Consider the following 22,763-nt stretch of genomic DNA (forward strand, 5'->3'; position numbering starts at 1 on the left):
CTCTCTCTTGGCGAAAAATTAGTGCGCGTGAGCGCGCCAAAAATTCTGAATTCGTTTGGGAAATTCGGCGGGAATCCTTGGGACGCGCTTCGCGCGTCCCACATTTTGGCTTCCAAAAAACCGATGAGTTCCTTACTGGTGGGCGAGAGAGGAATCGAACCTCCATGACCTTGCGGTCATCCCGCCGTGGCGGGACGCGTCTGCCTACTTGTGCTCGAGGAGGGAGTTGAACCCTCAAGCCTTGCGGCACCCCGCAACTGCGGGGCGTGTTTGCTTTATTTTTAAACTGTGCCCAGGGGGAGATTTGAACTCCCATGAGATTGCTCTCACAGCGCCCTGAACGCTGCGCGTATGCCAGTTTCGCCACCTGGGCTAAAGTTCTAATTTAAATTCCTCCGGATAATTAAGGACTCTTAGTTTATCAATATTATTTACCAAAGTATATAACGGCTGATTTTTAAATAATCCGAATTGCGGCCATTCTTTGGGAGCAATTTTTTTTAACTCCGTTGCCGATTCATAATTTGGATTTTTAATAATATCAACCCCGTTAGAAGTCCGATGCATTTGCGCATCGGCAGACACCGAAGGTGTCTGACTTCTAACGGGGTCAATCAAGTCATTATTTTTTAAAAAATAGTACATGGCGCCGTGATTATTTTTATATGATTCATAATCATATACCGCTCTTTCACTTACCCAGTTCGCTAAAATAAGCGGCTTATCGGAGACATTAATTGTATTGTGGCCGTAAGACGGCGGTATTAAGAATTTTTCACCCGGACCCGCTTCAGTTGCGTACGCATTTGATTCCGATTGTATGAGAAAGTAAGCTTGGCCCAGCAATACTTCGTACACCTCGGGATAACCCTTGTGATAATGACCGGCGGTTTTCACGAATTCATCATCGACGGTTCCCGGAGGAATAAGCGTTAAATCATATCTTAAACTTGCCTTTTTTAACTTCGGGGTGTCTTTCGTTAAATGAACGTAGCGCCATACGTAATAAACCGGATCCGGGCCTGTATCAGTATGGGGATTTTTAAGATAGGGCCTCAGTTCCTCCAAGCTTCTCTCGGATTTTTTTATGAATTGAAAATCTCCATTAAACTCTAAGTTCATTTTTTCTTCGTCAAGAAAAATCGGCAAGCCGGATATTTTCTGTAAGTCTACCATATGTTTACTACTTCCAAACTCTTTCTGTTTCCACATACCACTCATTTATTTTTGAAAACCGGTTTGAGGGAATAGCCAGCTTTTTAAGATTAATGTTTTTTATCGAATTATTTACCGCGTAAATATAGTTAGGGGAGTAAAGGAAAACGGCCGCGGCATCATTTAGCACCAATTTTTGAAATTCCTCAAGTTTTGAAGCCCTTTTAACCGGGTCGGCAATTTGGCGAGTTTCTTCCAAAATCTTATTAACATTTCTGTTGCTGTATAAAGAGAGATTTAATCCAGGATCTTTTATAGCCGCGCCGTGCCAAAAAACGTAAGGGTCGATTATGCCGGTATATGATTCACCTATCAGTATGGCATCGTAATTCTTAGTTCGTATATAGTTCTGGTGGAGTTCGCTTAAAGATAGAATTTTAAAATCGCTTTCAATCCCGACATTTTTAAAGTAATCATGAATAAGCACCGTAGCCAGTTGAATTGATTTTGTGGTTATGATGGTAATCTTCAAGAGCGTTTCTTCCTTATCTTTTCCCAACTTTTTGGCGTAAATGCCATCGGCATTTTTCTTCCAACCATTTTTCTGTAAAATTTCTTCCGCTTTCTGCGGATCATAAGTATACCCCTCCAGATTCGGACTTGAACCGGACATACCGGGAGGTATTGGACCAATCGCTACCTTTCCGTCTCCACCCAAGATTTTGTTTAAAAGGTCTTCTCGATTTACCGCGTAATTAATGGCTTTTCTAATGTTGCTGTCCTTAAAAATATTGTGGTCGGTGTTAAGGAAAATTGCGTAAACCCTGAAAGAAGGAAGTGAAAAAATCGAAGAGTTTGGCAAGCCGCGCAGTTGATTTTTATTTTGCGCTGTTTGAAGTAAGAGGCCGTCAACCTCTTTTCGATTAAAGGCGGAGATCGCTTCTTCTTCGGAAAGGTAAAACTTAAATACTATGTTTTTTATCAGGGGGACAGAACCAAAATAATTGTCGTTTACGCTTAAGTTCGAGGAAATAATGCGCCCCAACGGGTCTTTTTGCAGTTTAGTTAATTTGTAAGGTCCGGTACCGACTGGTTTTAGGTTGAAGTCTGCCAGCGGAAAATTTTGTGGGATAACCTTGCTCCAAATATGTTTTGGCAGAATGCCCAAAAGCGCCAAATTTTCAATGAAGGCGCCATAAGGCGTTTTTAAATTAATTATAACAGTGTCTTTGTCCGGAGACTCCGCTTTTACTCCTTGCCAAGCTGTCCTTAATGGGCTGTTATATTCCGGATTTTGCGCGGCGTTAATTGTGAAAATTACATCGTCAGCGGTAAAATCCGTCCCGTCGTGCCATAAGATTTTATCTTTAAGTTTTATAGTATAAGTTTTACCATCTTTTGAAATCTGATAACTCGCGGCTAAATCCGGTATAAGTTCACCGTTTTCGCTGTACTTTAATAGCGATGAAAATATCAATCTGGAAAGGTCGCGGTCGGCGTCATTAGTTGACAGTATTGGGTTTAGGTTATGGGGCGATTCAGAAAGCGCCTCAACATATACGCCTCCTTCCGCCGGAGTTATCCTAGTTTGGCTGCGGTAAAGATTATTTGTTAAAAAAGAAATTGAAAAGAGAATTATAACAGCGAAAAAGGCCAACCAAAGCCTTTCTTTAGCATTAAGATGATTCCAAAGCTTGTTCCAGGTTTTTATTTTACCGAATTTACGCAAGTGATTTATTTAGACTAAAAACATGGCTAAACTGGTTGCGATAAACAATACTGCCAGTATAATAGTGGCGAAGAAAACAATTTTTTCTATGCCGCGGCGGGTATGATAAAAGGTTGATTCGCCGCCGAAAACCGAAGAAAGACCGCTGCCGCGGGATTGAAGCAAGATCGCTCCGATTAGGAGAACGGAAATTATTATTTGAATTATTGTAAGATAATTTAACATCAGTCTCGTTTATTGGTTGCTGCTGAAACAATAAAATTAAAGGCGCTTAAAATTAACGTTGTCAGAAAGTAGGCATAAAATCCGCTTATAGAAAGTTCGGGGGTAAAGTAGACCACCAACCAGAGAAGAAATATGTTGATAACAAAAGTAAAGAGGCCCAATGTGATAAGTATAAGCGGACTGAATATCAATTTCAAGACCGGTTTAAGAAAGGTGTTTACGAGAGCCAAAATAAGGGCGAGTTTTAGGAGAGCGATAAATTCGTAATTAAAAACAATGTTCGGCACCAGCCAGGCGGCGGCAAGAATTGCCAAAGCGTTAGCGATAATACGAAACAAAAAACCAATAATCATTAATTTAATAGTAACACTTTGGCGCGTTTTTGACAAGTCGCTGTTTTTTGCTATTATATTTTTGTAAGTATCTTTGTCTAAAGCTCTTTAAAATCGCAGGAGAGAATAATGTCAATGAAGAGCCGGCTATGAAAAAAATCAGAAAATCGTCTGGCGATGAAAGTGGTAATGGAGAGACGGGCAGGTTGAGTTTTCATAAAAGTTCGCGCTATATTTCTATTTCCGGAGAAATCGACCAGAAATTGGCCGACGAATTTTTTAATACTCTGATTGGTTTTGAGTCGCTTAAGTCAAGAAAACCCCTTACCATTTACATTAATAGCGAGGGCGGTGATGTTGACGATATGTTTAAAATTTATGACCATATCAAAAATTCTCCGCTTTTTATTACAACCGTTGTTGCCGGATGCGCGTTATCGGCCGGATTTATAATATTTCTGGCAGGCGATTTGAGAAAAGCGTTCCCGCATGCCCTTTTTGGTTTTCATGCGCCGACAATTTATTATTCACGTGATTACAGCGAAGGACCGGTTGAAGCAGCGGAATTGGCTTTTTACCAAAAACAGATGTTTGAAACCATGGTGAAAATTGTTAAAGATAATTCAAATATGTCGGAAAAAGCGATCAGGAAATATTTCCGCGTTTTAACCAGAATTGATGCTAAAACTGCTTTAAAATTCGGTTTGGCGCATCAGGTTGTCAATCCGCCGAAAAAGATTTTGCCCAAATCCTGGCCCGCTTCGCCAAAGCTCCAGCGAGGCGAGCAGAAAATTTTAAAACCCCGCCCTTAAGCTTAAGGGCGGGGTAAAAGAGCCTAAATAAGCTCTTTTATTTTATATAAGTGTTAATGCTGAAAAATAAAAAATCGCTGGATAAATCCAGTCGATTGTTCGTATTCTTATTCTAACATTTTTTTGAAAAATCTGTCCTTGATTAAATGAACTTTTTCGAAGTAATGAATTTCACAATCAAGACATGGGGTTCCATCTCCTCGGTCTTTAAGATGCGGGAATACTCTCACCATGGCTTCTGTAGCTCGGTCTTTGCTTTTTGATGAGTAGAAAGTATTAATATCCCATCGTGCGTTCTGACAAGTGTACTTCAGATTTGCGAACATTGTTAGAGCTCGGCTTACGTATTCTTTAGCCGCCCAAAGATTAAGACGATCGTTTTCATCACGAAGTTGTTTTTCGGCATCAATACAGAGACTTGGATAACAGAATGCCAGAGGAGAAACAAGATGGAGTGCGGTTAGATTTAATCCACCAGCCACTCCGAGACCTAAACGAAACTTCTCTGCCGCAAGTGCGTCAAGATAATCTTTAGCTATATTTGTATCGAGCGCTTTTCCTAATCCACTGCTTTGGTCAAGAAGAATATAGTCAACTAGGTCATGGTACTCTTCAAGTTTTTTTGCTAACGCGTCGGGATAATATCCTATTTGTTCAAAAGCGTTATGCCCAACTTGTAAAACTATCTTCATATCCCAATGGCGTCTTCGATAATTTTCAAGCGCATGTATATCGGGCCATGCAATGTTGAGCTGGAATCCGTGTAAGTTCGGGCCCGAAATATCCGTTGCCTCTACCATTTGGTCGTACAGCGTAGAAAGCTCTCTGGTATTATAATGCATCAAATTAAGCGCCCGTGGATGGTCGGTAAATATTTCTGCAATATCTTTTGCCGTTGGATAGAGATTTGGTCTGCTATTCTGTCCGCCTCTTATTGTATTTTGACTTGCAAGTACGCCAATCATCAATTTGTGTTTTGAACCATATGGCATTATTGCCAAAACGGCATCACTTTCTTTCTTAGTCATGAATCCCGTAACTCCAATATACGGCGTCCATTTTGACATTTGCGACTCCTATCTAGTATTGTTCAAGAACAAAAAATTAATTATCCTATACGATAATATAAATATATCTTGCTGTCAAAAAATAAAAATTTGACATCAGATTGATGTTTTGCTATTTTAATTATTAATTACAAAAACTATGGCGAAACAATTAAATATAAAACCTTTAGGCGATCGGGCGGTTATCGCGCCGATAAAAGAAACCGAAAAAACCAAATCCGGCATTATTTTGCCCGAAACCGTGGATAAGGAAAAACCGGCCCAGGGCCGGGTGGTGGCGATTGGGGCGGGTGAAAAAATAAAAAAATCCGGAATTAAAAAAGGCGACGAAGTCGTTTATGAAAAGTATGCCGGCACTGAATTTAAAACAGGCAGCACTGATTATAAGATTTTAAAAGAGGACGAAATCCTCGCGATTTTAGAATAAACCCCAATTTTCAATTTCCAATTATCAATTTTCAACAAATGATTTAATTTAACAATTTTCAAACGTTTGAAAATTAATTCATTGAAAATTCAATGAAAATTGAAAATTAAAAATTGTAAATTATATAAATATATGTCAAAACAAATAATTTCAGGCGTTGCCGCTAGAGAAGCGATAAAAAGAGGCGTTGACCAGTTGGCCAATGCCGTAAAAATCACCCTTGGCCCACGCGGGCGCAATGTTATTTTGGATAAAGGTTATGGCGCGCCGGTCATTACCAACGACGGCGTTACTATTGCCAAAGATATAGAACTAAAAGACAAGTTTGAGAACATAGGCGCCCAACTGGTAAAAGAAGCGGCGTCAAAAACCAACGACATTGCCGGCGATGGCACTACAACGGCCGTAGTTTTGGCGCAGGCGATGATCGCCGAAGGCATAAATCTTATAAATTCCGGCGCTAATGGCATGGTTTTAAAACGAGGTATGGATAGGGCGACAACTAAGGTTTCAGAAATTTTAAAAAAGAATGCCAAACCGGTAACAAAAGAGAAAATTAAAGATGTTGCCGTGATTTCTGCCAATGACGCGGAAATGGGCTCTCTTATCGCTGAAGTGATAAACAAAGTCGGCAAAGAAGGCGTGGTTACCGTTGAGGAAGCTCAAACGCTTGGAGTTGATTACGAGCTCGTTGAAGGACTTCAATTTGACCGCGGCTATGTTTCAGCCTATATGGTGACCGATACTGAAAGAATGGAAGCGGTTATGGAAAAACCGCATATTTTAATAACTGACAAGAAAATTTCTTCTCTGACAGAAATAATGCCGCTTTTGGAAAAAGTTGTTAAATCTGGAAGCAAAAATTTGGTAATTATTGCCGATGAAGTTGAAGGCGAGGCGCTCGCTACTCTTGTTGTAAACAAATTGCGCGGCGTTTTCAACGTTCTCGCGGTCAAGGCGCCGGGATTTGGCGACAGGCGGAAAGAGCTTTTGGAAGACATCGCCGTAGTTGTTAACGGTGAGGTAATTTCAGAAGATAAAGGCATGAAGCTTGAAAGTGTTGATTTAAACATGCTTGGAGAAGCCAAAAAAATTATTGCCAACAAAGACAACACAACGATTGTCGGCGGTTCCGGCGGAAAAGGGGAAATTGAAAAGAAAATAAAACAAATAAAAGTCCAGCTTGAAAAAACCGAATCAGAATTTGACCGCGAAAAATTACAAGAACGGCTGGCAAAACTTTCCGGCGGGGTGGCGGTGATTAAAGTAGGCGCCGCGACCGAAACAGAAATGAAAGAAAAGAAATTCCGCATAGAAGACGCCGTGGCAGCCACTAAAGCCGCGATTGAAGAAGGCATTGTTTCCGGCGGCGGAGTGGCTTTATTTGAGGCTGCAAGAGAACTAAAAAACCTTAAAACTTTGGCGGGTATTTCTGAATTCGGCGATGAAGCTAAGGGCGTTAATTTGGTAGTTAACGCGCTTGAGTCGCCGATGAGGGTTATCGCGCGTAATGCCAATAAAGATGAAAATGAAGTAATTCAAACTATCAGTTCCGTGGAAAAAGGAACGGGTTTTAATGCCGTTACCGGCGAATATGCCGATCTTATTAAAGATGGCGTAATTGATCCTCTCAAAGTGACGCGCACGGCTTTGCAAAACGCCGTTTCTGTTGCTTCCATGCTTTTAACAAGTGAATTTTTAGTGGCTGATCTACCGGAAAAAAATAACCCACCAGCCGGCGGGATGCCCGGTATGGGCGATATGGGGATGTAAAATTTATGCTTGTAATAAGATTGCAAAAAGTCGGGAAAAAACATACTGCCACCTTCAGGGTTGTGGTAACTCAAAAAACTGCCGCCGCGAAGCGGAAATATTTGGAGTTGCTCGGCAATGTTAATCGAAAAACCAAAGCGGTGAGTTTGAACAAAGAAAGAATTTTATATTGGATTTCAAAAGGCGCCCAGCCCTCTGACACAATTCATAATTTATTAGTTTCACAAAGTATAATTTCCGGCGCTAAAAAACCGGTTCATAAAAAATCAAAAAAAGAAGTGGCTAAAACAGAGGTAAAATTAGAGGCGGCGCTGGCTGAAACTCCAGTTGAAACGCCGGAAGTAGTATCTTGACCCCGCCCTTTGAGCTCAAAGGGCGGGGTTGACGGATTTTTGTGTTTCCGTTATACTATATGGCAATTAGTAGTTTGCCCTAATTTTACAGAGGGGCTTGGTCGACTACTCTAAATCTTAAATAAGTTATTCAAAGAAATGACTAATACATCGGTTGATCAGGAGTTTCTTGAATACCTTGTGAAATCAATTGTTGATAATCCTAATGATGTCAAAATTGATCGCAGGGTAGATGAAATGGGCGTCCTCTTAAACCTTAAAGTAAATCCGGAAGATATGGGTATGCTTATCGGTCGAGAAGGCTCAACCGCTAAAGCTATCCGAACCCTTCTTCGCATCGTGGGCGCTCGCAACAACGCGCGTGTCAATCTGAAGATAGAGGAACCGGAAGGCGGAGCTCGTCCCAGAAAAGAAAGAACTCAAACAATGGATGAGGTTGTGGAAGATTTGAAACAGCTTTAATCCGAAAAAAACAATCCCGCGCAGTTGCGGGGTTGTTTTTTTATTTGATTTTAATGGCTTTTAGGGTTATATAGTTTATAAAAGTCTTGGTATCTTAAAAACTTAATAGGAGCAGGCAAAATTGGGAAGGAAGTGGATGAAATTGTTAGTCATTTTATGCTGTTTTACGGTAATTTTTGGTTCTACAGGTTATTTGGTTTTTTGGTACTATTTTGACTATAAAGATGGTGATTTACCAGACGTTCTGGCCCTTAGGGATTATAAGTTTAATTTGACCACTATTGTTCGGGATGACGGTGGAGAAATAATCGATAAATTCAAAGTTGAGGATCGGGTTTATATTTCATTCCATTCGGTACCGGTAGCTGTTTTGTTGGCAACGGTATCGGCAGAAGATAAAAATTTCTTTGAGGGACGCTTAATTTATGGCATTGATTTTACGGGAGTTGTAAGAGCGGCTTTTAAAAATATAATTGCCGGCAAAGTAATTGCCGGCGGTTCAACTATTTCCCAGCAAACTGCCAAGTTAATTTGGTTGAATAACGAAAAAACATTCAAAAGAAAGTTTAAAGAAGCGCGACTCGCTTATAGGATGGAAAAGTATTTATCCGACGAACTGATTTTTGAAATTTACATTAACCTAGTTTATTTTGGCCATGGCAAGTACGGCATTGTTTCCGCTTCGGAATTTTATTTTAGTAAACAGCCGTCAGAGTTGACGTTTGATGAAGCTGCCATGTTAGCCGGGCTTATTAAGTGGCCTTATCAATTTTCGCCTATTGTCAATAAAAAAATTGCAACCAGCCGGCGCAATATGATTTTAAGCAGGATGATGAATAATGGTTTTATCAAGTATGGCGAGTATATCGCACTTACAGAAAAACCCGTTGTTTTAAGCATTAAAAGTATTGATCCGAAAGCTCCGTATCTTTCAAACTTTTTTATGGATGAACTTCATCGTCTCGGTTACAGCAAAGTGGTAAATCAAGGCTTGAATGTAAAGACCTCAATTAATTCTTCTTTCCAGCTAATTGCAAGTGAAGCTCTAAGCAAGGGGTTGAAAGCTTATGATAAGAGACACGAAAAGCGTCTTGTTCTCTACAATATTTTTTCCGAATATAAGTTAGAATCCATTGAAGATTTTAAATCAGAGTCATGGAACGGTGAACTTGGCATTGAAAGCACTGTCGATGGTTTGGTTATTGAAGTTGACAGCTCTTTTGTAGTGTTAAAAATTGGGAACGAGACAGCAACTATTACTGCTAAATCGCTTCCCAATATCCAGAACGGTATCGCGGATTTTAAAAGGGTATTCAAAGTAGGCGACGTGGTAATGGTTAAAATTACCGGCGTTAACGCTAGTAATGATTTTATTGTTGAGATTGTTCAGCCAGAGGCGCAAGGAGCGGTAGTAATTTTAGAAGTTACAACCGGCGCGATAAAAGCAGTTGTTGGCGGCCGGGATTTCAAGGTCAGTAAGTATAATAGAGCGATGCAGGCCGAAAGACAGCCTGGCTCGGCTTTCAAACCGTTTGTTTATGGCGCTTATTTTGAAAAGTATCCGGATAAAGATTTGGAAAGCCATGTTTTGGATACTCCAATTTGTTTTAAAACCGGCAATCCTAAAAAGCCAAAATGGTGCCCCAAGAATTACGAAGAGAAATCTTTACCGCCGTTTATGGGCTCGATTCCGATTAAAACTGCCATCGCGCGGTCTCGAAATGTGGCCGCCGTTCACGCGGCTAAAGAAGTTGGGATTAATAATGTGGTGGATTTAGCCCGCAGCATGGGTATTGCAAGCGATCTGCCTCGTTATCTTCCGACTGCCATCGGTGCCGCCGATGTAAAAGTAATTGATATGGCTAATGCCTACTCCACGCTTTTTAGGCAGGGAATTTATAAACCATATTGGTTTATAAATTCAATTACCGATAGAAACGGTTCAACGAAAAACTTAGAAACTATAGAAGAAAAACAAGCATTAAGCACTGAATCGGCAAATAAAATTTTGGGAGCAATGCGATGGGTAGTCTTGGCTGGTACGGCCCGTTCGGCTTCAAAAGAATTGCCCTTTGCGACGGCTGGTAAAACCGGAACGACCAATAACTTTACCGATGCTTGGTTTGTAGGCGGCTCGCCAAAGTATGTTGTCGCTGTGTGGATTGGCTTCGACCGAAAATCTATACCGCTAGTAAGTAGAGAAAGTTATTTTAAAGAAACCGGCGGTTCAGTAGCTCTTCCGATTTTTATTGAGATTATGAAAGAAATTTATAAGATCCGGCCGCCCGATTTATTTCCGGAAGAGATTGAGAATATAATTTTAGAGAAAAATGAAGATAAATAATTTAGATACCCCCAATTGGGGGTTTTGATTTTTTATGAAATAAAACTTAGAATTGTTTTACCTCGCCGAATCCGCCAGTTGGCGGAGAAGGCGGGCAAAAATTTATGCAATTCGATATTATAACTATTTTTCCAAATATCTTTAGATTTTATTTCAACGAGAGCATAATTTTGCGCGCCCAAAAATATCTTTAGATTTTATTTCAACGAGAGCATAATTTTGCGCGCCCAAAAATCGGGGAAAATAAAAATTAACATTGTTGATTTAAGGAAATTTTCAGCCGACAAAAATAAAAAGGTAGATGACAAGCCCTATGGCGGGGGACCCGGTATGGTTTTTAAAATTGAACCACTTATTAAAGCGATTTCAAATCTGAAACTGAAGGGCGGTAAAGAAAAACTTATTTTATTTTCACCTAGCGGAAAACAATTCAGTTCCAAAATGGCCACAGAGTGGGCTAAAAAATATAATCGGATAATAATGGTTGCCGGCCATTACGAAGGAGTAGACGAAAGAATTAAAAAAATTTTTAAGATGGAAGAAATTTCAATCGGGCCATATATTTTAACCGGCGGAGAACTACCGGCAATGATTGTTATTGATTCGGTTTCGCGCCATATTCCGGGAGTTTTGGGGAAAAACGAGTCGCTTGAAGAAAAACGTTTTGGCGCTGGTGTTCCGGTTTTCACCCGTCCGGAAGTTATTAAATATAAAAATAAAAAATACATTGTTCCAAAAGTTCTTCTTTCCGGAGATCACAAAAAAATAGAGGAATGGAGAAAAAAGCATCAAAAAAGCGATTTGACTTACTAATAGTGCTTGGATATACTCGCACTTATATAAGTATAGTTCTTTGAACACACCAACAGGAGTGTCTAATGACTGAACTGCAAAAAACTAATGCGTTGCTTAGAGAACTTCTTCAGCTAATATATGTTCAGCATCAGTTCTTTATGTGGGCATTATCACCAGATCATTATGGGGCTTGGCTCAACAGAATGACGCTAGCATACCGACTTCAAAAACATCATGTCTGGACTGAAGAAGAATGGTCGATTTTGGTTAAGAAAGATTTTAAAGATGGATGTAAGCGATGGCCTCAGATGAAAGAAACCTGGAAGAAGCTCCGAAAGTATTATAGTCGCGATGTTGTGCGGTTTATGGACGAACTTTTCGTCTCTATGGATACGCCGCAAAAGAAAAGTAGAAAAAGAAAATAAATAACAGATACCCGTCTTATGGCGGTATTTATTTTATCTCAAAATCAGTAAAAAAGATTATATAATTTATGCCGGCAATTTAACCACTTAATTTCCGATCGGTTGCAAAGTTGTAACTTTTGAAATATAGTATCTTTGTTAAACTTTAGTTAAATTTTTATTCATGGAACGAATGGGATCAATGTCTAAAAAAGTCATGCTCCTTTTGATAGGGGGCGCTTCTTTAAGTTTAGCAAGAAGACCTGATCAATATTTTAAAATTGTCAAAAATATTGCTAAAGAATGGAAAAAGATTAATGAAAGAAATTTGAAACTGGCAATTAAAAATCTGTATAAATCAAAATTGATTGATTATAAGGAAAATCGCGATGGGACAGTTGCTATTGTTTTGACGGATAATGGAAGAAAAAAAATTCTAAAGTATGATTTAGATAAAATTCAAATAAAAAAACCCGTAAAATGGGATATGATGTGGAGAGTGGTAATTTTTGACATTCCGGAAGAGAAACGACAGGGAAGGATTGCATTAGCTGAAAAATTAAAAGAGCTTGGATTTTATCCTCTGCAAAAAAGCGTTTTTCTTTATCCGTATGAATGCAAAGACGAGATTGATTTTATAATAGAAATTTTCAATCTCTCACCGTATGTCAGATTTTTGAGGGTTAAAAATACCGATATTGATATAGATCTAAAAGTTCGATTTCATTTGTCATAGTGATTTTAGCAGCTTCTCAATTTAACAGTTTAATTTACGATCGTCTGATAATATGTAATTTATGTAATTCATGTAATTTATGAAAATTTTTATAAATTACGCATGGTCACATTCATAAATTTGTAAAAAGTTCTTTTTTTGATATACTGACTGGGTAAAAAATCTGGTACTTTAAAAAATAGGGGAGTGCAAATGTACGAAACTGAAAAATGGCTTGTATACGAACAAAAAGATTTTAATAAAGATATTCAAGCGCTAGTATTCATAATTAAATACTGTACAAAATTGTTTGATGGCATATTCGGTATTCCCGAAGGCGCTAATGTTTTGGCGGCCTATCTTCATTATCGGTTGAAATTACCTATCTTCAGAACTCCTGAAGAGATAACTGAGAACACTATTATAGTTGATGATATTGCTGATACTGGTGCAACTCTTACTAAGTATGTCAAAGATGGAAGTTTTGTCGTTACGCTTTTTTATCATAAACAAAGCATTTTTGTTCCCAGTATCTGGCTTCATGAGAAGCATGACAAATGGGTTCATTTTCCATGGGAAGATCCGGAGGATGGCGATGACCGACTAGTGCGAGATTAACTTATTTTTGAAAAACCATTGACGCAAAAATTTTGCGTCAATGGTTTTTTTGTAATAATATATATTTTGTATGGACTTTAGAGACAAAATAATTGAAGCGGGGCTAACTTTTTCTGATATTTCTTTGCGTCCCCAGAAATCAAATTTGAAAAGCCGTCTTGATCCGGATACTTTTAGTTATCTTACAAAGAAAATTAAATTGGCGGTTCCAATTATAAGCGCCAATATGGATACCGTTACTGAAAGCACAATGGCCATTGCCATGGCACGATATGGCGGTATTGGCATTATTCATCGAAATATGAGCATTGAAGATCAAGTTAAGGAAGTTTTGAAAGTTAAATCAGCAGACGAGGCCTTAATACGAAATCCCTATACACTGTTTCCTGAAAATCTTGTCTGGCAAGCCCGGGAACTTTTAGCGGAAAAACAGATCGACAGTGTGTTGATAATTGATAAGAAAAAAAAATTAGTCGGCCTTGTTACCAAGCATGAGTTGGCAAAAGCTCAGAGCATGGAATCAATTGAAAAATATATGTTACCGAGGCGGGATTTAATTGTTGCAGAAATTAATGGAAAATCTCTTACTGAAAAAGACGCGCGTATTTTAGCTGAAAAGATTTTTGCCAAACAGCATCTTCTTGGTAAATTGCCATTCATTGATAAAAAAGGCAATTTAGTAGCACTTTTGATTAAAAAAGACTTGCTTAAAGAGGCGTCATATCCTTCGGCTACAAAAAATGAACTCGGTCGACTAAGGGTTGGGGCCGCAATTGGGGTGAGTGAAGATACTATTGGAAGAGCCCAGGCGCTCGTTAATGTCGGGGTCGACGTTTTAGTTTTAGACATCGCTCACGGTCATGCTGTAAAGCCTATGGAGATAGCGCGGTTAATTCGCAGGCGATTGCCAAATTGTGAATTAATTGTTGGCAATGTAGCCACCAAAGAAGCGGTTCGTGATTATGCGCGGCTTAACGTTTCGGCCATTAAAGTAGGCATTGGCCCGGGCGCCACTTGTTCAACGCGCATTGTTTCCGGCGCCGGCGTACCGCAAGTTTCGGCACTTCTGGAATGTGTTCGTGAGTCACAAAAATTCGGAATACCGATTATTGCCGACGGCGGTATCCGTTATCCGCGAGATGTCTCTATTGCCATCGGTTGCGGCGCTTCAAGCGTAATGATTGGCACTTTATTTGCCGGAACCGACGAAAGCCCGGGAGATGTCATTCATGACAACGGCCGGCTCATGAAAATTGTTCGCGGTATGTCTTCTTTAGACGTCAATCTTGAAATTAAAGGTGATAAATTTATGAACTCTGACTTGAGAGCGGTGATTCAACCGGAGGGAGAAACCGGACGCATTTCTTATCGCGGACCTCTTATTCGGGTTTTGGGTTCTTTAGTAAGCGGTCTTCGTTCGGGAATGACTTACGCCGGAGCGGCAAATATTAAAGAATTACAGCGGCCATTTGAAAGGAAATTTACCAGGATGAGCCAAGCTGCTTGGGAAGAATCCAAGCCTCACGATATTGAAATAATTTAATGCTTCAACTTCACTCAGCATTAATCCTGAGCTTGTCGAATGGATTAACCCCACAACTGCGGGGTTTTATTTCGCTATTTAAATTTTGTATTGTCAAGGTTGACGGTAAAAAATTTAAAATATAAACTGGAAACAATCTAAGGGTCTTTTACAAATGAAAATGGGGACAGAAATGAAAAGAGATGAAATTACCGAGTTGAGAAGAAGATTTAACATTCCGAGAAAACCTCCTATAGGTTTTTATTTGACGGCTCAAGGTAAAAAAATTCTTCTTTCTCTTCTTAAATTAGGTCTTGATAGGGGGAAGATAGCTAAGCTTCTCAATAAGCCGACGGTTATGGCTGTTGAAAAAATATATAATCGCGCTAGTATAAAATTGCGAATGCCAGAGACAAAAAATTTGGTCTGGAATGAAAAAATGGATCAAGTTATGGTTGATGGATTTAAGGAAAGCGCCGATTATAGCCGCGGTGTCGAACGCAACAAACTTAGAACTGAACTCATAAAGCGCATTAATGACTTACGCGATCCCGGTACGCGGAAAATCAAAACCTGGAATGCAGTGTTTGATCATATGAAATATAGGTCTGGCGATAAAAAATTGTCTTGGGGCAATGATAAGGCTGGGCCCAAGGCAAAGGTTGATAAAGAAAAAGTTAAGCAAGAAGAGATAGAGAAATTTACCGCGCAATTAAAGAAGGAAGAACGCTCTTGGCCAGAACAGGAAGTTTTGGAAGTTAGCGAAGAGGCATGGAATCGTCCAGGCGTAAGACGCGGCTATACTTCGCGTTGGGATTATAAAGGGCCCGGATATCGTAGTGGCATTATTTTAGAAGGTTGTCGTAAGTTTGCCGAAGAAGGGTGCCGTTTTATTGTTCTTGTTGGCGGTTTGGTGAGTAAAAACTACGTTAGGAAAGAATTAAAGAGACGTTTTAAGGATGTTAAACTTGAATATAGAGATAATGTTGCGGAACATTTTGTTAATGAGTCGGCGAAAGAACTGGCTTTCATTATTCCTAAAATTAAGAAACCCGTAAGTATTTGGGCTGATCCGAATAAACCGGAATTTGTTCGGTTTTATATTTCTACCAGCCCGATTTACGATGGCCCTAACAGCGAACTTTATGAAAGCACTTATGGCGAGGAAATCGCTCGCCGACTTCAGGCATTGAGGCCTGACGATATTCGTCTTGAAAACGAGGGTAGTGCTCGTCTTGAAGTTAAGGGCGTTAACGAAGTTGATTGGGCAATCAGTCCTGTTAAACATCGCTTGCCCAGCCAGTATTATAGCGCGGCTGCCGAGCGTGAAATTAGAGATAAATCAGCCCAATCAGATCAGTTATTTCCGGATCTTTGGGTAGTTGGCACGCATGCCTCCGCTATTCATAAAACGAGCGGCGAGAAAGAAAGACCATATATTACTATTCCGGCTTCTTGTCGGCTTGAAGCGACTACCGTTGCCGAAAATCAAGAAGGAATAGTCGTTGTAGAATCAATTGACGGTAACCGTTTTGTACGATTTTGGAACCTCAAGGATTTAATTCATACCGAAAGACAGTTTATTACTGGTATTAAAGAAGGAGCTTCTGATCTTCACAAAAAGATCGTTAAAGTTATCAAAGACCACGGAGCAATGACTGTCGGGCTTTTATCGGATAAACTTGGGATTGAAAGGGAAATAGTTGAACGGGAAATAAAATATCTTGAAGAGCCTAAAATGTCGGCCAGAAAAACTTGGCCAGGACTTTATTATAATCCCAAATCCCAGCGATACGATTTTCACCTTGATTGGATTCAGGAAAAACTAAGACATCACCTACCTGTTGAGTACTCTGAAAATACATCGCTTATGTTCGGCTGTCTTCACGCCAGTTATACTACAACGGATTATCAGCATTTCGTTTTAAAGTATCCTGAAATTATCTTAGCTCATAAAGTTAAAACCTTGATTGGCCTGGGCGATTTTGTCGCTGGTTTAAAGCACGACCTGATGCATCGTGGCGAAATTATCGGCTCTCTTAACGAAACTGATCATCAAATTTTTGCTGCTGAACTTGTCGCAACGATTATTTTTAAGTCATTTAGAAAGCGATTTGAAGATGCGCTCTTAAAATTTACGACTGTTAAACCAACTGTTGTTGAATTAAAATCTATAGTTGCGGATCCCTTAGTTCTTGTGGATTTTATTTATATCGTAGGCAATCATGATGCGTGGCCGCTAGGCTTTGGTACTTCGCCCTTAGGAACTTTCCGCGATAAATTAACAAGAATTTTATATCGGGAAATCAGTGTCCTTTTTGCATCTCGTGGTCTTCCGCTAATCGATTTTTATGATTTGATTGAAAAAAAGATTATTCTATTACCTGATTTTAATCCTGTCTGCACATTACCTTCAGTATTGACCTTCGGCGCTCGCCATCCGGGTATGGCAAGAGCGGATACTACCTCACTAAGAGCCCAGAAAGCATTAGAAGCCCTGGGTACTCAAATTGTTGGCATTGCCAACTTCCATGTAGCCACCACGGTTCGTGTTTGGCGGCCCGATTTGGGCCAATGCGTGGCGGTTCAAGCGTCAACGCAAGTTATTTACACGCCGTTTGAAGGTAGTAAAATGAAAAAGCTTGATTTTGGGCCGACATTATTAAGAACTCTCTCTCACGATAATAGGATTTATATGGATGAAACCGCTTATTTTAATAAGCCTATGTTGAAAGAACCTTATTCAAAATCTATTGACGTTGATAAGCTTAAAGATTCACTCGGTCTTTTAAGAGCTTAAATTACTTTTTTTCGCCCCGCAATCGCAGGGCGATTTTTATTGATCCCGCACATAAAAGTTATGTGTGGGATTGACAACAGATTATTTGGGTGATAAGTAAATTATATGGTTCTTTATTTTATATAAATAAGTCATCGGAGGTAGCTTGGGCTCATCGGCTGACACGCTATCGCAACCAAAACACTATAACAGACATCACACTTATCCAAAAAGCCGCATCCCGACGAAGTATCACGGAGGAAAAAATAAAGTTTTAGGCAAGTGGATGGTGCTTCAAGGCGTCCCAATAAAAGCCCACAACGCATTGCACGCTATTTTCGGCAATCGCGTTCCCGAGGAGCAGATTGTATTTTTGAAAAAACTCTGTGATCAAAATGGAATTCTTAATTTGGAAATCTATGCGGCTTATAAAGATGCATTCGATGCTCTTTTTAGCGGCAACATTTCTTTCGTTAGTATGTTGGAAGTTACAAAGCAATGGGATTTGTCAAAAGAGGCGCGAGAAAGATACGCCGACAGGCTTGCGATGCTTTATAAAGTTTTAAATTTTGATATTTCCGGAGGAATTCCGTTAAGAAAATTTAAATTGAATTAACCCCAAATCGGGGTTATATTTATCTTTATGAACACGCTTGTTTCTGATTTAATTAAACAGGGCATTTTGAAAACTCCGCGGATTATTGAGGCATTTAAAAAAATCAACCGCGCTGATTTTGTGCCGCCGGAGTTAAAAGAACGGGCGTACGTTAATGAACCATTGCCAATAGGGGAAGGGCAGACCATATCACAACCTTTAACCGTTGCTTTTATGTTGGAACTTTTACAGCCGGAGCCGGGAAATAAAATTTTTGAAATCGGTTTTGGGTCAGGATGGCAAACAGCATTATTAGCGGAAATAGTTGGAATAAAAGGACGAATATTCGCAGTTGAAAGAATCCCAGAACTTTTTAGATTCGGCAGGAAAAATATTGCTAAATACGGTTTTATTAAAAACGGCACGGTGAAAATGATTGGCGGCGACGCGATCTTAGGATTAAAACGCCACGCGCCGTTTGATAAAGTAATCGCCGCGGCATCGGGCAAGGAAGTGCCAGAGACATGGCTGAAAGAATTAAGAATCAACGGTCGGTTAGTTGCTCCGATTAAAGAAAGCATTTGGCTTTACGTAAAAAAATCTTCACCCGCCAAAATTTCCAAAGGAAACTTAGGCGGGCAAGAAGAATTTGAAAAAAAAGAATACCCCGGCTTTATTTTTGTTCCTCTTATCAAAACTTGACGCTTTTAGCCAGTTGTGATATAAAAATATAAATAACATTGTTCTTTAATTTTAAAACAAAAGGGGGCGGATTAATGAAAAAGCTAAAATGGGTGGTTTTGGGTGTTATCGTGTCGGTTCTCTATTTGAATATAGGATATCTTGTCGCTTATTCGCTTGATTCTGGAGTTTCGCAGACCGCTTTTTCCGAAGCTGTTTTCAAAACCGTGAATTTTATGAATTCTCTTAATAGGGACAAAGCAGATAATTCTAATACAACTAAGAATATAATTTACGGAGTCACGATAATTTTTTGGCCCTTTGTAGTGTTAGTTTTTTGGATGGTCAATTTATTTGTTTTGTTATGGACAGTTTTTGTTTGGCTTGTTAACGGTGGTATTTTCCGTTGGCTTGGCTTGATTTAGGTAGGAAAATTTTAGGGGCTTGACGCCCCTTTTAATATTTGATAAGGTTGTTATATTCTGCAGACAACGGGCACAAGCTGCCTTCTCCGCCAACTGGCGGATTCGGCGAGCCGAAGTAAGTCCCGTCGAGGATTACAAAACATTTATGTGTTTTGTGTCGTCTGCGGGCATACGCCCGTTTTTTTGTTTAGAAATTATCCCTCGACTTTGCTCGGGATCCTGAGCTTGTCGAAGGAGAAATTAGGATTTATCTGGCTTCGCCAGATCTCGCGAAGCGAGAGAAATTTAGATATAATATGGCTTTAACACGCGAGCAAAAAGGAAATATTTTAAAAGATTTAAAAGAAAAATTCAGCCGTGCTAAAGCGGTAATTTTGGTTGAATTTAATAAACTTCCGGTTAGTAAAACTATGGAACTTCGCCGCATACTTACGGGCATCGGCGCTGAATATAGGGTCGTTAAAAAAACTTTAATAAGCCGGGTTTTAAAGTCGGAAAAATACGAAGAAATTAATATAGACGATATAAAAACTCAAGTGGCTTTTGTTTTAAGTTATGATGATCCGGTGCCAGTGGCAAGTTCGCTTTACAAATTTTCAAGGTTAAATGAAGCGTTAAAAATTTTAGGCGGGTTTCTCGGATTGGATTGGAAAGACAAGGCTAAAGTTATAGAACTTGCTAAGCTACCGCCACGAGAAGTTTTACTAGGCCGGGTTGTAAGAGTTATTGCCTCGCCGCTTTCCGGTTTAGCCATCGTGCTTTCTGGCAATACGCGCAACTTAATAAATTTATTAAATAATTTACAAAATAAAAGGTCGACGTAACATTTATGTAGCTGTCCGCCTTCGCATAAAGCTTCGGCGGATGCTCATAATTGTTGCTAAAATTTTAAGAAAATTTTAGACAATTATGGCAGACAAATATAATAAAATTATAGAAGAAGTAGAAAAACTTACCGCTCTTGAGCTTTCAGAGCTTGTTAAGGCGCTTGAAGAGAAATTCGGCGTTAGCGCTTCGGCTCCGACGTACGCCGCAGGCGTAGTCGGAGCTCCGACCTCGCCAGAGGCGAGCGTCGGAGAAGAAAAAACCGCGTTTGATGTTGTGTTAAAGGGAGCAGGCGATCAAAAAATAGCTGTTATTAAGATTGTTCGCGAAGTAACCAACAAAGGTCTTCAGGAAGCTAAACAGCTTGTGGATGCCGCTCCGCAAACAGTTAAAAGCGGCGTATCCAAGGTTGAAGCTGATGAACTAAAAATAAAACTAGAGGCCGCCGGAGCTGTTGTAGAATTAAAGTAAAAAGTTTCTACATTACTTAAAACAAAACGCGCCGTTGAAAACCGGCGCGTTTTGTTTTATTATAAGCACATGAAATTTTTATCTGAACCATCTCTTGACGCTATTTTTGACTCTCAAATAAGGGCGAGGATTTTAAAGTTATTTTTGTATAGTCCCGATAAAAATTTTGATTTTGAGACAATTAAAAAAATGCTTAACACAGATTCTACTGTAATTAATAGGCAGTTTAAAAGTTTATTAGCAGTAAAATTTATAACCGCCAAAAATGTTGGCGGAAAGCAGTTTTTTAAAGTTAATGGAAGTTTTGATTTTTATGACGAGCTGAAAGAATTAATTACTAAAGCCAGCCCGGCCTCAAAAGAAAAAATGCTTGAGCGGTTGAGAAGACTCGGGAAAATAAAATTAGCGGTAATTTCCGGAATTTTTATAAATTCCGACACATCAAGAGCTGATTTGCTAGTAGTGGGAGATGGAATTAAACAGTCAAAATTCAATAACTTTTTAAAAGATTTGGAAGCCGAAGTCGGCAAGGAAATAAATTACGCCCTGATGACAACGAAAGAATTTAAATATCGCTACGACATGTACGATCGGTTCGTTCACGACTTATTGGACTTTAAGCATGAAAAGTTAATTAATAAACTGAAAGTTTAGGGCATTTAGCTCAGTGGTAGAGCGTTGCATTCACATTGCAAAGGTCGCAGGTTCGATACCTGCAATGCCCACAAAAAAATTTTAAGTTATCCACAATTAGGCCTCTTGCGGGTCTTTTTTATTTGTATTAAGATTAAATTACTTAGTGGGAGATTGTGGGTAAGTTTGTGGATAAGTATGCTAATCTGTGCATAACTTTATAGATGTCCGACATCTATAAAGTTAATAATTTATATGCTTTTAGGCGAATTTAAGCACAATTTAGATTCCAAGAACCGAATCACAATTCCAGCCAAATTAAGATTAGAATTAGGTGAAAAACCGATTTTAACAAGGGGGCTTGATAATTGTTTGTTCATTTACCCCCACCGCGACTTTGAGCTTTTCATGGAGAAATTAGAAAAACTTCCTTTAAGCCAGAAAAAAGCCAGAAACTTTAAAAGATTCATGCTTTCAGGCGCTAATGAAATTGAAATTGATGAAATGGGACGCATTCTTATTCCCGAACCGCTTAAAAAATATTCCGGAATTAAAAAAGAAGTCGTAATAATTGGAGTCCAGGATAAAGTCGAGCTTTGGAATGAAAATATTTGGAACAACTATATTGCCGAGGCTGAAAAAGAATCTGGCAATCTGGCAGAAGGGCTAGAACAATTCGGTATTTAATATGCATACCCCGGTTCTCTTAAAAGAAGTTTTGGAATATTTGAATCCCAAGCCGAATCAGAATTTTATTGACGCCACAGTGGGTGATGGCGGGCACGCCAAAGAAATTTTAAAACTGACAGCACCTTTCGGCATGTTTCTGGCAATTGATCGCGACATTGATTCAATAATCCGCGCTCGGGCCAATATTGAAAAGTTTGGGAAAAGAGTTCTTTTTATAAACGATTCTTTCGGCAATCTTGGAAAAATTGTTAAAGATGCGGGAATCAGCCAGGTTTGCGGAATTCTTTTTGACTTCGGAATGTCCTCCTCGCAGCTTGAAAATTCCGGCAGGGGATTCTCGTTTAAAAAAGACGAAATTCTTGATATGAGATTTGATGCCAAAAATCCGCTTACGGCCGAAGATATAATCAACAATTACGGTGAACTCGAACTTTTGGAAATTTTTAAAAAATGGGGTGAAGAACCAAAAGCCCGGCTGATAGCGAAAGCCATAGTTACCGAGAGGAAAAGAAAAAGAATAAAAACAACCGGAGAGCTTGTGAAAATAGTCGAATCTGTTAAAAGGCGCGCCGGAAAAATTCATCCCGCCACCCTGATTTTCCAGGCATTGAGGATTGAAGTTAATGAAGAGTTTTCAGAAATTGAAAAAGCGCTTTCTGCCGTTCCTAATGTCATCAAGCATGATGGCCGCGCGGCATTTATCTCCTTCCATTCTTTGGAAGACCGGATAATTAAAAATTGGATTAAAAAATGTGCAAAAAATCCCCCACCCTTGGAAGATAAACAAAATTTAAATACTAAGGGCGAAATCTTCCAAGGGTGGGGGATAAAAATTTTAAATAAAAAACCGATAGTCGCTTCAGCAGAAGAGTTAAAAAATAATCCAAGAAGCCGTAGCGCTAAACTAAGGACAATTAAAATAATATGATCC

The 22,763-nt window shown here is 39.4% G+C and carries 25 protein-coding genes and 2 tRNA genes; 21 read left to right on the plus strand and 6 right to left on the minus strand.

The window, feature by feature from the left end; genetic code table 11:
• Positions 1-289: 289 nt before the first annotated feature.
• The 5 genes from HYW79_00005 to HYW79_00025 form a co-directional block, all read right to left on the minus strand.
• Positions 290-373 (minus strand) — tRNA-Leu (locus HYW79_00005).
• Entirely contained in the window at positions 373-1,176 is an 804-nt protein-coding gene (locus tag HYW79_00010; protein ID MBI2634926.1) for a hypothetical protein, read from the minus strand. The genes HYW79_00005 and HYW79_00010 overlap by 1 nt, the downstream gene beginning before the upstream one ends.
• A 7-nt stretch (positions 1,177-1,183) precedes the next feature.
• Positions 1,184-2,884, minus strand: a complete 1,701-nt coding sequence (locus HYW79_00015) for a hypothetical protein (protein ID MBI2634927.1) — start codon at positions 2,882-2,884, stop codon at positions 1,184-1,186.
• Positions 2,885-2,893: 9 nt separating this feature from the next.
• On the minus strand, positions 2,894-3,109 hold the full coding sequence (secG, locus tag HYW79_00020; protein MBI2634928.1) for a preprotein translocase subunit SecG: 216 nt from the start codon (positions 3,107-3,109) through the stop codon (positions 2,894-2,896).
• Positions 3,109-3,462, minus strand: a complete 354-nt coding sequence (locus HYW79_00025) for a phage holin family protein (protein MBI2634929.1) — start codon at positions 3,460-3,462, stop codon at positions 3,109-3,111. The genes secG and HYW79_00025 overlap by 1 nt, the downstream gene beginning before the upstream one ends.
• Before the next feature lie 128 nt (positions 3,463-3,590).
• Here HYW79_00025 and HYW79_00030 point away from each other — a divergent pair, with 128 nt between their 5' ends.
• A complete protein-coding gene (locus HYW79_00030) occupies positions 3,591-4,253 on the plus strand; it encodes an ATP-dependent Clp protease proteolytic subunit (GenBank protein ID MBI2634930.1) in 663 nt (220 codons plus the stop codon).
• Positions 4,254-4,360: 107 nt separating this feature from the next.
• Here the strand turns inward: HYW79_00030 and HYW79_00035 are convergent, their stop codons facing one another.
• Positions 4,361-5,281 (minus strand): hypothetical protein, encoded by a 921-nt coding sequence (locus tag HYW79_00035; GenBank protein ID MBI2634931.1) that lies wholly within the window; start codon positions 5,279-5,281, stop codon positions 4,361-4,363.
• Positions 5,282-5,459: 178 nt separating this feature from the next.
• On the opposite strand from HYW79_00035, the gene HYW79_00040 reads away from it, so the two are divergent.
• From HYW79_00040 to rsmH, 20 genes are all read left to right on the plus strand, one after another.
• Positions 5,460-5,747, plus strand: coding sequence for a co-chaperone GroES (locus HYW79_00040; protein ID MBI2634932.1), 288 nt, complete (start codon positions 5,460-5,462; stop codon positions 5,745-5,747).
• 132 nt (positions 5,748-5,879) lie between these two features.
• Positions 5,880-7,520: a chaperonin GroEL gene (gene groL / locus HYW79_00045; GenBank protein MBI2634933.1), complete on the plus strand. Its 1,641-nt coding sequence runs from the start codon at positions 5,880-5,882 to the stop codon at positions 7,518-7,520.
• A 5-nt stretch (positions 7,521-7,525) separates the two neighbouring features.
• Positions 7,526-7,873: a 30S ribosomal protein S16 gene (gene rpsP / locus HYW79_00050; GenBank protein ID MBI2634934.1), complete on the plus strand. Its 348-nt coding sequence runs from the start codon at positions 7,526-7,528 to the stop codon at positions 7,871-7,873.
• Positions 7,874-8,011: 138 nt separating this feature from the next.
• Positions 8,012-8,335: a KH domain-containing protein gene (locus tag HYW79_00055; protein ID MBI2634935.1), complete on the plus strand. Its 324-nt coding sequence runs from the start codon at positions 8,012-8,014 to the stop codon at positions 8,333-8,335.
• Positions 8,336-8,471: 136 nt separating this feature from the next.
• The gene (locus HYW79_00060; GenBank protein MBI2634936.1) at positions 8,472-10,679 is read left to right on the plus strand and encodes a transglycosylase domain-containing protein; all 2,208 of its coding nucleotides are present in this window, start codon (positions 8,472-8,474) and stop codon (positions 10,677-10,679) included.
• 186 nt (positions 10,680-10,865) lie between these two features.
• Positions 10,866-11,492 (plus strand): tRNA (guanosine(37)-N1)-methyltransferase TrmD, encoded by a 627-nt coding sequence (gene trmD / locus HYW79_00065; GenBank protein ID MBI2634937.1) that lies wholly within the window; start codon positions 10,866-10,868, stop codon positions 11,490-11,492.
• A 65-nt stretch (positions 11,493-11,557) separates the two neighbouring features.
• Positions 11,558-11,899, plus strand: a complete 342-nt coding sequence (locus tag HYW79_00070; protein ID MBI2634938.1) for a hypothetical protein — start codon at positions 11,558-11,560, stop codon at positions 11,897-11,899.
• Positions 11,900-12,080: 181 nt separating this feature from the next.
• Complete coding sequence (cas2, locus tag HYW79_00075) at positions 12,081-12,614, plus strand: CRISPR-associated endonuclease Cas2 (GenBank protein ID MBI2634939.1); 534 nt, start codon at positions 12,081-12,083, stop codon at positions 12,612-12,614.
• 192 nt (positions 12,615-12,806) lie between these two features.
• Positions 12,807-13,211: a phosphoribosyltransferase gene (locus HYW79_00080; GenBank protein ID MBI2634940.1), complete on the plus strand. Its 405-nt coding sequence runs from the start codon at positions 12,807-12,809 to the stop codon at positions 13,209-13,211.
• 70 nt (positions 13,212-13,281) lie between these two features.
• Complete coding sequence (locus HYW79_00085; protein ID MBI2634941.1) at positions 13,282-14,754, plus strand: IMP dehydrogenase; 1,473 nt, start codon at positions 13,282-13,284, stop codon at positions 14,752-14,754.
• A gap of 172 nt (positions 14,755-14,926) precedes the next feature.
• Positions 14,927-17,533 (plus strand): hypothetical protein, encoded by a 2,607-nt coding sequence (locus tag HYW79_00090; protein MBI2634942.1) that lies wholly within the window; start codon positions 14,927-14,929, stop codon positions 17,531-17,533.
• A 145-nt stretch (positions 17,534-17,678) separates the two neighbouring features.
• Positions 17,679-18,128, plus strand: coding sequence for a hypothetical protein (locus HYW79_00095; GenBank protein MBI2634943.1), 450 nt, complete (start codon positions 17,679-17,681; stop codon positions 18,126-18,128).
• A 27-nt stretch (positions 18,129-18,155) separates the two neighbouring features.
• Positions 18,156-18,809 carry a protein-L-isoaspartate O-methyltransferase gene (gene pcm / locus HYW79_00100; GenBank protein MBI2634944.1) on the plus strand — a complete coding sequence of 218 codons (654 nt, stop codon included), beginning with the start codon at positions 18,156-18,158 and terminating at the stop codon, positions 18,807-18,809.
• A 74-nt stretch (positions 18,810-18,883) separates the two neighbouring features.
• Positions 18,884-19,213, plus strand: coding sequence for a hypothetical protein (locus HYW79_00105; GenBank protein ID MBI2634945.1), 330 nt, complete (start codon positions 18,884-18,886; stop codon positions 19,211-19,213).
• A gap of 296 nt (positions 19,214-19,509) precedes the next feature.
• Positions 19,510-20,037 carry a 50S ribosomal protein L10 gene (locus HYW79_00110; GenBank protein MBI2634946.1) on the plus strand — a complete coding sequence of 176 codons (528 nt, stop codon included), beginning with the start codon at positions 19,510-19,512 and terminating at the stop codon, positions 20,035-20,037.
• An 85-nt stretch (positions 20,038-20,122) separates the two neighbouring features.
• Positions 20,123-20,509, plus strand: a complete 387-nt coding sequence (gene rplL / locus HYW79_00115; GenBank protein MBI2634947.1) for a 50S ribosomal protein L7/L12 — start codon at positions 20,123-20,125, stop codon at positions 20,507-20,509.
• 69 nt (positions 20,510-20,578) lie between these two features.
• Positions 20,579-21,163 carry a hypothetical protein gene (locus HYW79_00120; protein MBI2634948.1) on the plus strand — a complete coding sequence of 195 codons (585 nt, stop codon included), beginning with the start codon at positions 20,579-20,581 and terminating at the stop codon, positions 21,161-21,163.
• Positions 21,163-21,234, plus strand: a tRNA-Val gene (locus HYW79_00125). Before HYW79_00120 ends, HYW79_00125 begins: the two co-directional genes overlap by 1 nt.
• Before the next feature lie 163 nt (positions 21,235-21,397).
• Positions 21,398-21,829 (plus strand): division/cell wall cluster transcriptional repressor MraZ, encoded by a 432-nt coding sequence (mraZ, locus tag HYW79_00130; protein ID MBI2634949.1) that lies wholly within the window; start codon positions 21,398-21,400, stop codon positions 21,827-21,829.
• 1 nt (position 21,830) lies between these two features.
• Positions 21,831-22,760, plus strand: a complete 930-nt coding sequence (gene rsmH / locus HYW79_00135) for a 16S rRNA (cytosine(1402)-N(4))-methyltransferase RsmH (GenBank protein ID MBI2634950.1) — start codon at positions 21,831-21,833, stop codon at positions 22,758-22,760.
• Positions 22,761-22,763: the final 3 nt, after the last annotated feature.

The organism is Parcubacteria group bacterium, assembly GCA_016186325.1.
Lineage (GTDB): Bacteria > Patescibacteriota > Minisyncoccia > UBA10092 > UBA10092 > JACPHB01.

Excerpts from the sequence above, each read along its gene's own strand:
- HYW79_00010 (MBI2634926.1), bottom strand. The coding sequence starts at position 1,176 with ATGGTAGACTTACAGAAAATATCCGGCTTGCCGATTTTTCTTGACGAA.
- secG (MBI2634928.1), bottom strand. The coding sequence starts at position 3,109 with ATGTTAAATTATCTTACAATAATTCAAATAATAATTTCCGTTCTCCTA.
- HYW79_00025 (MBI2634929.1), bottom strand. The coding sequence starts at position 3,462 with ATGATTATTGGTTTTTTGTTTCGTATTATCGCTAACGCTTTGGCAATT.
- HYW79_00030 (MBI2634930.1), top strand. The coding sequence starts at position 3,591 with ATGAAAAAAATCAGAAAATCGTCTGGCGATGAAAGTGGTAATGGAGAG.
- HYW79_00035 (MBI2634931.1), bottom strand. The coding sequence starts at position 5,281 with ATGACTAAGAAAGAAAGTGATGCCGTTTTGGCAATAATGCCATATGGT.
- HYW79_00040 (MBI2634932.1), top strand. The coding sequence starts at position 5,460 with ATGGCGAAACAATTAAATATAAAACCTTTAGGCGATCGGGCGGTTATC.
- groL (MBI2634933.1), top strand. The coding sequence starts at position 5,880 with ATGTCAAAACAAATAATTTCAGGCGTTGCCGCTAGAGAAGCGATAAAA.
- rpsP (MBI2634934.1), top strand. The coding sequence starts at position 7,526 with ATGCTTGTAATAAGATTGCAAAAAGTCGGGAAAAAACATACTGCCACC.
- HYW79_00055 (MBI2634935.1), top strand. The coding sequence starts at position 8,012 with ATGACTAATACATCGGTTGATCAGGAGTTTCTTGAATACCTTGTGAAA.
- HYW79_00060 (MBI2634936.1), top strand. The coding sequence starts at position 8,472 with ATGAAATTGTTAGTCATTTTATGCTGTTTTACGGTAATTTTTGGTTCT.
- HYW79_00070 (MBI2634938.1), top strand. The coding sequence starts at position 11,558 with ATGACTGAACTGCAAAAAACTAATGCGTTGCTTAGAGAACTTCTTCAG.
- cas2 (MBI2634939.1), top strand. The coding sequence starts at position 12,081 with ATGTCTAAAAAAGTCATGCTCCTTTTGATAGGGGGCGCTTCTTTAAGT.
- HYW79_00080 (MBI2634940.1), top strand. The coding sequence starts at position 12,807 with ATGTACGAAACTGAAAAATGGCTTGTATACGAACAAAAAGATTTTAAT.
- HYW79_00085 (MBI2634941.1), top strand. The coding sequence starts at position 13,282 with ATGGACTTTAGAGACAAAATAATTGAAGCGGGGCTAACTTTTTCTGAT.
- HYW79_00090 (MBI2634942.1), top strand. The coding sequence starts at position 14,927 with ATGAAAAGAGATGAAATTACCGAGTTGAGAAGAAGATTTAACATTCCG.
- pcm (MBI2634944.1), top strand. The coding sequence starts at position 18,156 with ATGAACACGCTTGTTTCTGATTTAATTAAACAGGGCATTTTGAAAACT.
- HYW79_00105 (MBI2634945.1), top strand. The coding sequence starts at position 18,884 with ATGAAAAAGCTAAAATGGGTGGTTTTGGGTGTTATCGTGTCGGTTCTC.
- HYW79_00110 (MBI2634946.1), top strand. The coding sequence starts at position 19,510 with ATGGCTTTAACACGCGAGCAAAAAGGAAATATTTTAAAAGATTTAAAA.
- rplL (MBI2634947.1), top strand. The coding sequence starts at position 20,123 with ATGGCAGACAAATATAATAAAATTATAGAAGAAGTAGAAAAACTTACC.
- HYW79_00120 (MBI2634948.1), top strand. The coding sequence starts at position 20,579 with ATGAAATTTTTATCTGAACCATCTCTTGACGCTATTTTTGACTCTCAA.
- mraZ (MBI2634949.1), top strand. The coding sequence starts at position 21,398 with ATGCTTTTAGGCGAATTTAAGCACAATTTAGATTCCAAGAACCGAATC.
- rsmH (MBI2634950.1), top strand. The coding sequence starts at position 21,831 with ATGCATACCCCGGTTCTCTTAAAAGAAGTTTTGGAATATTTGAATCCC.